This is a genomic window from Bifidobacterium biavatii DSM 23969, from assembly GCF_000741165.1.
Taxonomy (GTDB): Bacteria; Actinomycetota; Actinomycetes; order Actinomycetales; family Bifidobacteriaceae; genus Bifidobacterium; species Bifidobacterium biavatii.
On sequence record NZ_JGYN01000005.1, the window covers coordinates 22,361 to 35,479 of the forward strand.

Genomic DNA, 13,119 nt, shown 5'->3' on the forward strand with positions numbered 1-13,119 from the left:
CATCCGGCACAGCGGCAGCATTCGTCGTCGGAACCGGCAAGTGGTGTCGCAAAGCCCCAAGCCCTTCCCCCGAGCCAATCCGGCAAGTGTTCAATTCGTGTTCACTTTGGAGACAACTTTTATCCCGCGAACATAAGCCCGCTTCGGATAGGCTGTCAATCGAATAGTGAGCAAGGCATCAGACGATAAGGGAGACGGCATGCAGACCTCGGTCGGTATTCGCGAGCGCATCGGGCATGTGTATCCGTCGCTGCGACCCGCCGAACGGGCGGTGGCACAGTTCGTCCGCGACCATCTCGACGAGGCCGCGAACCTGACGGTCGGCCAGCTCGCGCAGGCTGCGCGGGTGAGCCAGCCCACGGTGATCAGGTTTTCGCGCAAGCTCGGGTTTGGCGGCTACCGCGAACTGCGCTACGTACTGCGGCATCCGGAGGCGGAACGGCGCGTCACGTTCGATCCGCTCGAAGGATTCGATCTGAACCCTTGGGACGACGTGGATTCGGTGCCAGCCAAGGCGGTGAACAGCGCGAAAACGCTGTTGGACGATTTGGCCGCGTCGCTGGATCGCAACGCGTATCGCAAGGCTGTGTCGCTGATTGCGGGCGCGTCCCTGATCGACGTCTACGGCGTTGAGAATTCGCTGGTGCCGGCCACTGACCTGTTCACGAAGCTCAGTTATCTCGGCCTGACGTGCAGGCTGAACACTGACGCCTATTTGCAGCAGATCGGTGCCGGGCATCTCGATTCGACGAGCGTGGCGGTCGCCTTCTCCTATTCGGGTTCTTCTTCGGACACGGTCAAGGCGCTGCGTCTGGCGAAATCGCAGGGCGCGCACACGATCGCGGTCACGAACGCGTCCGGCTCGCCGTTGGCCAGTTGGGCCGACGTGTGCCTGTATTCGGGCCGTAGCGAACATACGATCTACGGCAATGCGATTTTCTCGCGCGTCGCGCACACCGCGCTCGTCGACATGCTGTACATGGGCGTGATCCTGAGCGATTACGGCCGATTCTCGACCGCGCTCGACCGTTCCGGCAAAATCGTCGCCGACCGCGAATACCACGAGTGACGCGCAGTTCGCGCTGGATCGCGGTATCGCACTGCGTACGTGCCGTGCTGCTTGCGGCACTATTGTGCCGCAGACGCTCCCCCACCCGGCTTTGCCGGGAGCCCCCTCAGCCGGGGGCCTGCAAGGCGTGTTATAACCGATGACTTCATAACCGGAGTAACGATCACGATGCTGGCGGAGCCTCGGCTCCCTCGGCTGAGGGAGCTGGCACGGCGTAGCCGTGACTGAGGGAGCGTCGCGGCGCGCATGCGCCGCCGACAACACAGTATCGGCCGCACGAAAGTGCGGACGATTCTTAGCGAGCGAGTTGGGAGATGGCGTTGATCTGGGCGTAGTACTGGCGTTCAGACAGGCCATCGACGGTGGGGATGTTGAGCAGTTTGACACCGTCGAGACCACCGGCCGCGGTGATGTTGGCGATGACGCTCCGATGCCACTGGTCGTCGAGCATGGCGGACACCTGCTTGCAGCCCATGGCGTACAGCGAGCAGACGAACGCGTGGCCGCCCCAGTTGGAACAGCCGGCCACGATAAGCTCCTCGGTGGGCACGGTGCAGGCGATGTCTTCGCCGTGGTCGACGATGTCCTCGATCGCGTACTCCTGAATGTGGCCCATGCCGATTTCGTTGCCGCCGTCGCCGATGCCGACCGTGTGCAGGCCGAGCGAGGCGAGCCGGCTGAGCGGCGCGGTCCATTCCTGGATGTTGATGCCGCGCATGTTGCGCGGATAGCCGTCGCGAGACGGCCCGACGCGTTCGATGAAGATCACCGTGTCGATGTGCTCGCGTTCGACCAGTTTGCGCGTCTCGCTGAGCCAGTCGTCGAACGCGTCGCCTTTAGGCGCGATGAGCACGCGATCGTCCGGCAGCACGTTCTTGGCTGCGCCGCGGATCACCGGTTCGCACCATGCGTCGCTGACCATCCACGCGTCGCCGCCGATCGCGCGGATCGCCGCGCACATTTCGACCGCGCCGACCGGCCCGTCGGATTCGGCGGCCGGATGTTCGGCCTTCGGAATGAAGAATCCAGTGACGACGAGCGCCTTGCGCGCCTTACCGGTGGCGAAGCGGCGCGCGGCGCGGAACAGGTCGCCGCGCGCGAAGGTCATGAGCGTTTCGCTGCCGCGACCCACGTCTTCGGCCGCCTTGCGCTGGATGCCCGCCACCTTCGGATAGACGAGCCAGCTGGACAGTGCGCCCGACTGCTGTGAGGTTGCGTTGGCCTCCGTCTTGGTTGCCGTCATGATGTTCCCCTTTCCTGATGGTCCGTCGATGTCCTTGGCTTCTTGACTCGATCCACAGCCTGTTGTACGACCCAAAATGACCATCAATGAGTCCGCCATGTGAATTTTTGGTTCGGTGCGGTCGTTGCCGCCGACATTGCGGCCACCGACCGCACCTGAGTCCGTTTTATGCGGGATCGACCGTGCCGATAGGTTGGCCGTAGCGTACGGCATCACCGATGGTGGCGGTCGTGTGCAGCGTGCCGGCGTGCGGCGCGGCGATCTGCGTTTCCATCTTCATCGCCTCGACCACGGCGACCGGATCGCCTTCGGCCACGGTCGCGCCGTCGTCGGCCAGCCATCGCACGAATGTGCCAGTGATCGTCGACGTGATGGCGTTCGGGTCGGGCGCGGACGCGTCGTCGCCGGACATGCCGTCGGCGGCACCGTCGGTCGTACTGGACGCCGTGCCGTTGCCGGCCGCGGTAATCGCGAACGACGCGGGCAGGCCGAGCCGCACGCGACGTCCGTCAAGTTCGATCCACATGCGCCGCATGGGCGCGTCGGCGGCGCGATCGTATGCAACGTCACGATTGCCGGATGCGACGGATTCGCCGGACAGGCCGGACGAACCGGACGGATCAGGCAGACCGAACGGCCCGTCGACCAGCGTGGCCGGATTGACGCGCGGCAGGAACGTCTCCTCGATCCAGCGCGTGTACACGCCGAGATGGTCGGCGGACGCGAAGTCGGGGTCGGCGAGCACGGCCTTGTCGAACGGGACGACGGTGGGCACGCCCTCGATCTTCAGTTCGGCGAGCGCGCGGCGGGCGCGGCGGATGCACGCCTCGCGCGTGGGCGCGTACACGACGAGCTTGGCGAGCATGGAGTCGAACTGGTCGGGGATGTCCGAGCCGGCGGCGACGCCCGTGTCGAAGCGGATGCCGGGGCCGCTGGGCGCGCGCAGAACGCCGATATGGCCGGGGAACGGCACGAATCCGCGGGACGGATCCTCCGCGTTGATGCGGAATTCGATCGCGTGGCCGTGCGATTGCGGGCCGGTCGCCGCGCTTCCGCCGTCGGTTTCGACAGATTCGGCGGTTCCGGCACACCCGGCACGTCCAGCGAGCCCAGCGATGGATTCCCCTTCCGCGATGCGCAGCTGTTCGGCGACCAGGTCGATGCCGGTGGTCAGTTCGGTGACCGGATGCTCGACCTGAATGCGCGTGTTGACTTCCATGAACGACATGGTGCCGTCCTCGGCGACGAGGAATTCGACCGTGCCGGCGCTCACGTAGCCGGCCTTGCGGCAGATCGCGACCGCGGTCTGCTTGAGATGGTCGGTGATGGCGGCCGGCAGGAACGGAGCGGGCGCCTCCTCGATGAGCTTCTGGTTGCGCCGCTGCAGCGAGCAGTCGCGCGTGCCGACGGCGACGACGTTGCCGTGCGTGTCGGCGAGGATCTGCACTTCGACGTGGCGCGGCCGGTCGAGGAAGCGTTCGAGGAAGCAGTCGCCGTTGCCGAACGCGACTTCAGCCTCGTGCGTGGCGGACAGGAACGCCTCTTCGACGTCTTCGAGCCGGCGCACGACCTTGAGGCCGCGTCCGCCGCCGCCGTGCACGGCTTTGATGGCGAGCGGCAGGCCGTGTTCGCGTGCGAACCGGACGACTTCCTTCGGGTCGTACACGGGCGCGACGGTGCCGGGGGCCATGGGCGCGCCGACTTCGGCGGCGATGTGCCGGGCCGCGACCTTGTCGCCGAGCGTGCGGATCGTGTCGGGGTTCGGGCCGATCCACGTCAGTCCCGCGTCGATGACGGCCTGCGCGAAGTCCGCGTTTTCCGACAGGAACCCGTAGCCGGGGTGCACGGCGTCGGCGTGCGCGCGTTTGGCCGCGTCAACGATCTTGTCGATGTCGAGGTAGGTTTGGGCCGGCGTAGCGCCTTCCAGCGGGTACGCTTCGTCGGCGAGCTGCACGAACAGCGCGTTCGCGTCGGCGTCGGCGTAGACGGCGATGGCCGTGCGCCCGGTGTCGTGGCAGGCGTGAATGATGCGGACCGCGATTTCGCCGCGGTTGGCGATGAGGATTCGGTTCAGCATGATGATTCCTTGCCGTGATTGTTGATATGGAAGCGGACGCGCGCGCCGGGCGGGAGTTGGCCGGCGAGCGCGAGCGCCGATTTGGTGAGCACCGCGATGACCGGGTAGCCGCCGGTGACGGGTTGGTCGCGCAGGAACAGGACGGGCTGACCGTTGGACGGGATTTCGATCGCGCCGGGGATCATGCCTTCGCTGGCGAGTTCGCGCGCATCGCGGCGTTCGAGCGCGCGCCCGCCGTGCAGGCGCAGGCCGACGCGGTTCGATTGCGGCGTGACAGTCCATTCCTGATCGAGGAAGTCGGTGATGCCCTGTGCGGTGAACCAGTCGTCGCGCGGGCCGAGCGTCACGTCGAGCGTGGTGGTCGTGCCGGTCGCGGGCAGATCGGACGGCCACGGCTGCGGCTGGCCGACAGTGGGCACAGGGGACGATACGGCTCCGAGGCAGGCAGGCTGTTCTCTCCCCCAGTCGGCTCCGCCGACAGCCCGTCCTGCAACTTTGGACGGGCTCCGCCCGCAACTTGTTGGCTCGCCTGTCGGCTCGCACATTGCCTGCAAACAACTCTGTTGTTTGTCTAACGGCAATGTCCCGTCAGAGGGGGCTTGAGGGACGTTTGTCGCGGTCGCCACAACGGCAAGCGGCGTGTTGGGCTTGAGCGCGGCCGGGCCGAGTCCGGAGAGGGTGTCAGCGGAGGCGCTGCCGAGGACGCGGGGCGCGTCGAAGCCGCCCTGCACGGCGATGTAGTTGCGGAAGCCCTGTTCCGGGAAGCTGAGTTCGAGCCGTTCGCCGGGTTGCATCAGGAACGCTTCCTGCCGTGCGATATGCGTGATGCCGTGCGTGCCGTCGACGGTGACGTCGGCGGGTGCGCCGGTGACGGCGAGTACGAGCGTGCGGTGCGCGGTCAGGCGCAGTCCGCCGCCGGCCGTTTCGATCGCCGGCGTGCCGGCGGGGTTGCCGACGAGCGCGTTCGCCAGATGGAACGTGCCGGGATCGGCCGCACCGGAACCGGTCACGCCCATCGTGGCCGCGCGCCGGCCGTCGTCTTCGAATGCGGCGAACATGCCCGGATCGTCGATCGTCAGGTCGGCGGCCGGAACCGCAGACTCCGACGCATCATTTCCCGCATGGTTCGAATCCGTCACAGCCACGGCCAATCGGCCATGATCCCGCACCGACTCAGCCCCCGCATCATGTGTTTCACGAGACGTTTCACATTGCGACGCATCGGCCGCGACCGTGTCGTCGCAAACCGTATCGACGGAACCGTTTGCCGTGACTTGTGCGCGCACGGGCTCGAAGCGCACGGTGTCGCCGGGTTGGATAAGGGCGGGCGGATTGCGGCGATCGTCCCACATGGGCACATCGGTCGTGCCGATGAGCTGCCAACCGCCGGAACTGGGCCGCGGATACACGCCGCTGAACGTGCCAGCGAGGCCGACCGCGCCGGCCGGCACGGCGAGACGCGGATTCTTGCGCCGCGGCACGTCGAAGATCGGGTCGCCGCCGGTCAGGTACGTGAATCCGGGCGCGAATCCGCCGAACGCGGCCGTCCACGCGTGGCCGGAGTGCCGGGCGACGATCTCTTGCGAGCTCAAGCCAAGCAGGTCGGCGACCGCGTCCAGATCCTCGCCATCGTATGCAACCGGCACGGTCACCGTTTTCGCACGGTGTTCTACATGCCCGTTCACGTCCAATCCGCGCAACGTTTCGGCCAGTTCGTCTCGGTCCGTGAACAGCGGGTCGAAGCGGACCAGCACGGTCCGCGCGGCCGGCACCACTTCGGTCACGCCGGCGAACGGATCGTCCGCTCCCCCATCAACCAAGTCTCCGGCAGGCACGGTCCCGGCAGGCACAGTCTCGGTCTCGGCTGCCGCACGCCGCGTCTCAATCGCAGCATACAGGGACATGGCCGCGTCCAAACCGTCAAGTTCGACCAGTAGCGCGGCCCGTCCCATCGGCAGAAATCGCATCATCGTCACTCTGCAGTCACTCCGCACTCACTTCGCGAACGCCCGCACGTCGAATCCGTCGGCGTCGAGCCGAGCGCGGATCGCACGGGCCATCGCGACGGCGCTCGGACTGTCGCCGTGCACGCACACCGAATCGGCGGCGACCGGAATCACACTGCCATCGATCGCAACTACTTCGCCGGCCGACGCCATGCGAGAGACGCGCGCGGCGACCGCGTCCACGTCGCTGATCACCGCGCCGGGCTGCGTGCGCGGCACAAGCGTGCCGTCGGGCATGTACGCGCGGTCGGCGAACGCCTCGCGGAACACGCGCAGTCCGGCCGCGGCGGCGATCTCGCCGACCACGGAACCGGGCAGGGTGAGCAGGCCGAGCGACGGATCGATCGCCGTGATCGCGTCGACGACGGCCTGCGCCTGGCGTTCGTCGTGCACGATGCGGTTGTACAGCGCGCCGTGCGGCTTGACGTACGAAACGTGCGTGTCGACGCTGGCGGCGAGCCCTTCGAGCGCGGCAAGCTGGTACATGACGTCGGCCTTGAGATCGGCCGGCTGCTCGTCGACGAAGCGGCGGCCGAAGCCGGCCAGATCGTGGTAGGCGACGTGCGCGCCGACGCACACGCCGTTTTCAGCCGCGTTTGCGAGCGTTTTCAGGATGCCGGCCGGGTCGCCAGCATGGAATCCGCAGGCAACGTTCGCACTGGAGACCACGTCGAGCAGGGCGTGGTCGTCGCCGAGCGTCCACCGGCCGTAGCTTTCGCCCATGTCGCTGTTCAGATCGATGCGCATCGTTGGTTCGTCCTTTCGTTCCGGTCGCATGAACCGTTGTTTCACGTGTTGTTTCGCACTATTATTCCGGTGCCCTCGCAATGACCTCCGGTCATGGTTTCAAGGCAATGGGTTCAACTACCCCTCAGTCAGCTTCGCTGACAGCTCATCCTGCGATTATGGACGGGACTTACGTCCCGCGCTGTGCTGGCTCGACTGTCGTCTCGCATGTTGCCTGCAAACGGCTCCGCCGTTTGCCCCACGGCAACATCCTGGCAAGGGGAGCCGAGAAAACTCACACCATGTACGTGCGGTCGGGCACATCGCTGATGAACATGTGACCGGGCGCGTGCGTGATCGCGAACGTCGGCTTGGAGGCCATGACCGCGGCCTGCGGGGTGACGCCACACGCCCAGAACACCGGCACGTCGCCCTCCTCGAGCACCGGCGCGTCGCCGTAGTCGGGGTGCATGACGTCCGTGATGCCGATGGATTCGGGCGAGCCGACGCACACCGGCGCGCCGTGCACGCTCGGATAGCGGGCCGAAATCTGCACCGCGTCGGCCACCTGATCCGGCTGCACGCCGCGCATCGAGACGACCATGTTCGCGCTGAACCGTCCGGCCGGGCGGCACTTGATCGACGTGTCGTACATCGGCACATTGCGACCGGCGAGAATGTGGCGGACGGGAATGCCGGCCTCCATGAGCGGGAATTCGAACGTGAAACTGCAGCCGATCAGGAACGTGACCAGATCGTCGTGCTTCGCCCAGACATCGGTGATGTCCGGCAGCGTGTCAACCAGCTTGCCGTTCTCCCACACGCGATACAGCGGAATGTCGGTGCGCACGTCCGAACCTGCGGCGATGGACGGGAACGGGGAACCGGCGTCGAGCACGTCGAGAATCGGGCACGGCTTCGGGTTGCGCTGCGCGAACAGCAGGAAATCGTACGCGTACTCGCGCGGCAGCGAGATCATGTTCGCCTGCGCGTAGCCCTTCGCCACGCCGCACGTCGGGCGCACCACACCCGCGCGGAACGCCTCGCGCGCGGCCGCGGGCGTCGTGTTTTCGTCCAATGCGTCCGTTTCCTCATCCAGCGACATCATCCGTCCCCTCTCTGCGCGCGCCGTCGCCGCACGAACGGCGCCAGCGCATCATCGCACGCTCATCATCAATGCACACGCCACGCTAGGCACCGCAGATTAAACCTCTATTACGCCCCCACGCGCTCCGTGTTAACACAGCGGCAACGCGACGGCGCAATCTGGCCGGCGCTCCATTGTGTCGGGTAGGTTACCGCCAGATATCGGGCTTTTCGCGCGGGCATAACACGCGGGGACTAGGTTGGAGAACCGTTGACCGTTACAGGGATGACAGTTACAGGAAAGGGAGCGTCATGACTGGAATCGTGTTGGGAATCGGCAATTCGTCGCTGCTGTTCGCACCCAAGGGCACCGCGTTCGACCCGAGCGAGACGATCGAGCTCGTCGACCCGGAGGCGCCGCACGTGTCCGTGTTCGACCTGAGCGTGCTGCGCGGCGACGGCATCTTCGAGGCGACGACCGTGTGGAAGGGCTTCCCCGTCTCGCTCGAAAACCATCTGCGCCGCCTCGTCACGTCCGCGGCCATGACCGACCTGCCCGAACCGAACGTGGACGCGTTCACCGCGGCCGTGCAGAAGGTCATCGACGCGTACGACGACCCGGAACCCGGCCCGATGCTGCGCATCCTCGTCTCGCGCGGCTTCGACCCGACCACCGGCGTGGGCGCGAACAAGAGCCACCTGCCGAGCGTGTGGATCTTCCTTGACGGTAAGGGCCTGCTGCACGAGCTGACCCCGCTGACCATGATCTCCCTGTCGCGCGGCTACGCGTCGGACGTGACCGCGAAGGCGCCGTGGCTGCTCAACGGCGCGAAGACGCTCAGCTACGCGATCAGCCAGTCGGAGCACCGCCTGTGCGGCCGCCGCGGCATCGGCGATTCGATCCAGTACACCACCGACGGGTTCACGCTCGAATGCCCGAACTCGTCGATCGTGGCGCAGTACGGTGACACGTTCGTCACCCCCGACCCGCGTATCGGCATCCTCAACGGCACGTCGCAGCGCGAAATGTTCGCGTGGGCGCTGCAGGAGGGCAAGAAGACCGAATACAAGAAGCTGCCGTTGGCCGAACTGCGCGAGGCCGACGCGCTGTTCATGACGCACGGCGGCTGGGTGATTCCGGTGCGCGAGCTCGACGGCAAGGCGTACGAGGTGGACATGCCGATGGTCGAGGCCGTCAACGACGCGATGCACACCGGCCGCACGCGCGAGCTGGCGCTGACGATCGGCCCGTCCGGCGACTACGAGTTCTAAGCGCCTGCCGATCGTTAACGCGAAAGGTCCTGACTACCCCTCAGTCACTACGTGACAGCTCCCCTAGCAAGGGGAGCCAAGAAAAAAGAGATGCAACGGACCGACAAAGTCCGACAGAATGATAGGCAAAGTCTGCCCGACACTGATTGGAGCATCATTGTGACAACATCCCGACAGCGCGTTTCCGAGCATGCATACGTTCCCGACGCGGCGACCGTCGCTGAAATCGATCGCATCTTCCATGCGCTCGTCACCGAACGCAAGGCACCGGCCTACGCGTACGGCATCTTCGACCGGAACGGGCTGATCCTGTCTGGCCACGGCGGCACGGCCACGCGCATCGACCGGCCGGACGAGTCGCTGGAGCTGGACGAGCACACGCGCTTCCGCATCGCGTCCATGTCGAAGAGCTTCGCGGCCGCGGCCGTCATGCAGCTCGCCTGGCAGGGCAAGGTCGACCTGCACGCGCCCGCCGCGGACATCGTGCCGCAGCTGGCAAACGTCGTGCCGTGGGACCGCGACTCGTTCCCGATCACCGTGCACGACCTGCTCGCGATGAGCTGCGGGCTCGCGACCGACGACGCGTGGGCCGACCGGCAGGAGTCGATCAGCCGCGCGGAACTGCAAACGTTGCTGTCGCAGCGGCTCAAGTCGATCTACTCGCCCGGCGAACGGTACGAGTATTCGAACATCGGCTATGCGGCGATCGGCGAGGTGATCCGCAACGCGAGCGGCATGGACGTGCCCGATTACGTGCGCACGCATCTGCTCGAACCGCTCGGATTGACGGAAACGACGTACGACTGGCGCGATGTGCCGGCCGACCGGCTGTGCCGCGGCTATCACCTCGATCCGGACAGTGATGCGAGCGGCGATGCGTCCGCCGCCGCGTGGGTGCCGGAAACGTTTGCGGATCCGGGCGCGTTCAGCGTGATCGGCGGCGTGATCAGTTCCGTGCACGACGTGGCCGCGTGGGACGCGTGGCTGGCGCGCGGGTTCGAGCCGTCCGACGTCGGTTCCGGCGATGGCGCGCCCGAAGCCGACGCGCTCGGCGACGAAGTGCTGCCGCGGCGATACCGCAGGCTCATGCAGATGCCGCACACGCCGATGCCGCCCGTGCTGCGTTCCGGCTCGTCGCGCGGCTGGCTGACGCGGCGCGACTTCAACGAGATCGAAGCGTACGGCTACGGGTTGATCGTCAAGCACGACGAGCGCTTCGGCGACATCGCCTATCATTCGGGCGGCTATCCGGGCTACGGCTCGAACATGCGCTGGCATTTGGATTCCGGGCTCGGCGTGGTGGTGCTCTCGAACGGACGCTATGCGACGCCGAGCGTGCTCGCGATCCGCGCGCTGTCGCTGCTGCTCGGGGAGGCGTCGCGGGCCGGCTCCGGTTCGGCTGGCATCGTGGCCGGATGGAGCTTCCCGCTGTGGGCCGAAACACGGGCCGCGCAGCGTCAGGTGAACGCGATGCTGGCCGGACTGGGCCGGACAGGCGACGTTCCGTCATCATCGCCGGATGCGGCGGCTTGCGAGCGTGCGATCGCGTCGCTCGCGGACATGCTCGCCATGAACGTGACGCTGGACTGGACGTACGCCGAACGCGGCGCGCAACTGGCGAAACTGCTGTCCGTGACCGGACTGCCGGTCGGCGGCGCGGATGCTGCCGTCGACGCGGCCGGAACCGTCGGTGACAGCGTGACTGTTTCCGACGAGCACGCCGACTCGCCGGCGCAACTGTCGTGGACCGTCGCGTGCGCGCATCATCCGCTGCGCTGCACGATCCAGCTCAATTCGCTGGAACAGCCGCAGGTGCAGACGCTCGAATTCGCGCGGGCCGACGCGACGCGCACCGACGACATCGTCACCGTCACGCCGCCGACGCGCATCCTGAACTGAGACGCACAAGCTGACACGCGCGATCTGACACGCATAAGCCAACACGCGCACTGCGCAACGAAAGGACAACATCATGCCGACCGCACTGGTCATCGGACATTCCAAAAAGGCGAGCCTGCGAAGGCTCGGACCGTGGTTCAACGGGCAAGGGCTCGACTACGAGGTGAAATTCGGCGGCGACGGGCTGCCGGATTCGCTTGACAGCTACGCGGCGCTCGTCGTGCTGGGCGGCGCTCCCCTGCCGTACGAGGACGAGAAGTTCCCGTGGCTGCCGGCCACGCGCGCGCTGGCTCGCGAGGCGCTCGAAAAGCATGTTCCGATGCTCGGCATCTGCCTGGGCGGTCAGCTTCTTGCATACGTTGGAGGCGGCACGGTGGAGCATCGCAAGCTCCAGCCGGAGCACGGCATCACGCCGATTACGCTGGACGCGGCGGCGGCCGACGATCCGCTGTTTTCGGTGCTGCCGGCCACGTTCCCGATGACGGAGAACCATGTGGACCACATCACGTCGCTGCCGGACGAGGCGGTGCTGCTCGCCCACTCCGACCGTTCCCCCGTGCAGGGGTTCCGGCTCGGCCCGAACGCGTGGGGTCTGCAGTTCCATCCGGAGATTTCCGCGGCGAACATCGCCGAATGGGACGATGATGACATTCGCGACGTGGAGGCGGACGATTTCTCGTGGGCCGAAGTGCTGGACCGCGATTCGCGCTACGACGCGGAAAACACGCGTCTGTCCGAACTGTTCGCCCGCCGCTTCGCCGACATCGTTCTCGGCCGCTGACGGGTGATGGGTGACGGACGGCCGGTCCGCGTCGGCCCGGCCGTCCCCCGCTACCGCTCGATGTACTGCCGCATGGACTCGCCGATGCGGCGCATGTCGGTGAGAACGTCGTCGCGCAGGCGGCCGTAGCGGGCCTTGTCCCAGTTGGCGAGAATCGCGTAGGCGACGGTGCGGCCGCTGGGCGCGTGGCGGGCGATGCCCACGTCGCAGCGCACGTCGGACTCGGTGCCGGTTTTGTGCCGGATCTGGAACGGGTCGCCGGCCTCCCAGTGGGCGAGCGGATCCACGTTGAACGCGCCGGACGCCATCGACGTGTCGGTGTCGGCGCCGAGCCAGCGTTCGATCTGCGCGGACGCGGCCGGCGAGACGAGCGTGCCGGCGTTGAGCCGCATCATGTAGTCGCACAGTTCGCGCGCGCATCCGCACGACATGTCGTCCGGCCCGTTGGGGCGCAGTTCCATGCGCACGTAGTCAAGCAGCGCGGAATGCTCGAATCCCTGCGATTTGGCGAACGCTTGCACATGCTCGAGCCCGACGCGTTCGACGAGCAGGTTCGTGGCGTAGTTGTCGGAGAACGCGCCGATGAGGAAGCCGAGATCGTGCACGGTGAGCGTTTTCTGGTCGAGCAGGTAGAGGATGCCCGAGTCTTCGCAGAAGTCGTCGGGCGACATGCGGTCGCGGTCAATGACCTCGTGCAGGCCAAGCTCTCCAGCCTCGATCGCACGCATGACCTCCATGAGCAGGAACAGTTTGCCGATACTCGCGGTTTTGAGCACGCGGTCGGGCGTGCGCTCGTACAGCAGCTCCCCGCTCGCGGCGTCGCGGACCATCACCGACCAGTCGACGCGCGGGTCGAGGCCGGCGGGCCATGCCGCATTCGCATCAGGCGTGCGCAACGTGCGCTCTGATTCGTTCATTTCCATATCGTCCAGTCCCGTTCTCGTCTCGTGCTTCCGTCCC

The 13,119-nt window shown here is 66.6% G+C and carries 10 protein-coding genes; 4 read left to right on the forward strand and 6 right to left on the reverse strand.

The annotated features are described in order from the left end of the window. The first annotated feature begins 199 nt into the window (after window positions 1-199). On the forward strand, window positions 200-1,069 hold the full coding sequence (locus BBIA_RS02515; RefSeq protein WP_033492362.1) for a MurR/RpiR family transcriptional regulator: 870 nt from the start codon (window positions 200-202) through the stop codon (window positions 1,067-1,069). 295 nt (window positions 1,070-1,364) lie between these two features. Here the strand turns inward: BBIA_RS02515 and BBIA_RS02520 are convergent, their stop codons facing one another. From BBIA_RS02520 to BBIA_RS02540, 5 genes are all read right to left on the reverse strand, one after another. After that, a complete protein-coding gene (locus BBIA_RS02520) occupies window positions 1,365-2,312 on the reverse strand; it encodes a glutamate cyclase domain-containing protein (RefSeq protein ID WP_051923676.1) in 948 nt (315 codons plus the stop codon). A 166-nt stretch (window positions 2,313-2,478) separates the two neighbouring features. Beyond that, window positions 2,479-4,386 (reverse strand): acetyl/propionyl/methylcrotonyl-CoA carboxylase subunit alpha, encoded by a 1,908-nt coding sequence (locus tag BBIA_RS02525; RefSeq protein WP_193786491.1) that lies wholly within the window; start codon window positions 4,384-4,386, stop codon window positions 2,479-2,481. Then, window positions 4,383-6,341, reverse strand: coding sequence for a carboxyltransferase domain-containing protein (locus tag BBIA_RS02530; protein WP_051923677.1), 1,959 nt, complete (start codon window positions 6,339-6,341; stop codon window positions 4,383-4,385). Before BBIA_RS02530 ends, BBIA_RS02525 begins: the two co-directional genes overlap by 4 nt. A gap of 42 nt (window positions 6,342-6,383) precedes the next feature. After that, the gene (locus tag BBIA_RS02535) at window positions 6,384-7,142 is read right to left on the reverse strand and encodes a LamB/YcsF family protein (RefSeq protein WP_033492358.1); all 759 of its coding nucleotides are present in this window, start codon (window positions 7,140-7,142) and stop codon (window positions 6,384-6,386) included. A 274-nt stretch (window positions 7,143-7,416) separates the two neighbouring features. Next, window positions 7,417-8,229, reverse strand: coding sequence for a putative hydro-lyase (locus BBIA_RS02540; RefSeq protein WP_033492356.1), 813 nt, complete (start codon window positions 8,227-8,229; stop codon window positions 7,417-7,419). Window positions 8,230-8,519: 290 nt separating this feature from the next. Here BBIA_RS02540 and BBIA_RS02545 point away from each other — a divergent pair, with 290 nt between their 5' ends. From BBIA_RS02545 to BBIA_RS02555, 3 genes are all read left to right on the forward strand, one after another. Beyond that, on the forward strand, window positions 8,520-9,479 hold the full coding sequence (locus BBIA_RS02545; protein ID WP_033492355.1) for an aminodeoxychorismate lyase: 960 nt from the start codon (window positions 8,520-8,522) through the stop codon (window positions 9,477-9,479). A 159-nt stretch (window positions 9,480-9,638) separates the two neighbouring features. Beyond that, complete coding sequence (locus BBIA_RS02550; protein WP_160268202.1) at window positions 9,639-11,378, forward strand: serine hydrolase domain-containing protein; 1,740 nt, start codon at window positions 9,639-9,641, stop codon at window positions 11,376-11,378. A 73-nt stretch (window positions 11,379-11,451) separates the two neighbouring features. After that, window positions 11,452-12,159, forward strand: a complete 708-nt coding sequence (locus BBIA_RS02555) for a type 1 glutamine amidotransferase (RefSeq protein WP_033492353.1) — start codon at window positions 11,452-11,454, stop codon at window positions 12,157-12,159. A 50-nt stretch (window positions 12,160-12,209) separates the two neighbouring features. Here BBIA_RS02555 and BBIA_RS02560 read toward each other — a convergent pair whose 3' ends face one another. After that, window positions 12,210-13,076 carry a serine hydrolase gene (locus BBIA_RS02560; protein WP_052119614.1) on the reverse strand — a complete coding sequence of 289 codons (867 nt, stop codon included), beginning with the start codon at window positions 13,074-13,076 and terminating at the stop codon, window positions 12,210-12,212. Window positions 13,077-13,119: the final 43 nt, after the last annotated feature.

Excerpts from the sequence above, each read along its gene's own strand:
- BBIA_RS02545 (WP_033492355.1), top strand. The coding sequence starts at position 8,520 with ATGACTGGAATCGTGTTGGGAATCGGCAATTCGTCGCTGCTGTTCGCA.
- BBIA_RS02535 (WP_033492358.1), bottom strand. The coding sequence starts at position 7,142 with ATGCGCATCGATCTGAACAGCGACATGGGCGAAAGCTACGGCCGGTGG.
- BBIA_RS02515 (WP_033492362.1), top strand. The coding sequence starts at position 200 with ATGCAGACCTCGGTCGGTATTCGCGAGCGCATCGGGCATGTGTATCCG.
- BBIA_RS02520 (WP_051923676.1), bottom strand. The coding sequence starts at position 2,312 with ATGACGGCAACCAAGACGGAGGCCAACGCAACCTCACAGCAGTCGGGC.
- BBIA_RS02555 (WP_033492353.1), top strand. The coding sequence starts at position 11,452 with ATGCCGACCGCACTGGTCATCGGACATTCCAAAAAGGCGAGCCTGCGA.
- BBIA_RS02530 (WP_051923677.1), bottom strand. The coding sequence starts at position 6,341 with ATGGGACGGGCCGCGCTACTGGTCGAACTTGACGGTTTGGACGCGGCC.
- BBIA_RS02540 (WP_033492356.1), bottom strand. The coding sequence starts at position 8,229 with ATGATGTCGCTGGATGAGGAAACGGACGCATTGGACGAAAACACGACG.
- BBIA_RS02560 (WP_052119614.1), bottom strand. The coding sequence starts at position 13,076 with ATGAACGAATCAGAGCGCACGTTGCGCACGCCTGATGCGAATGCGGCA.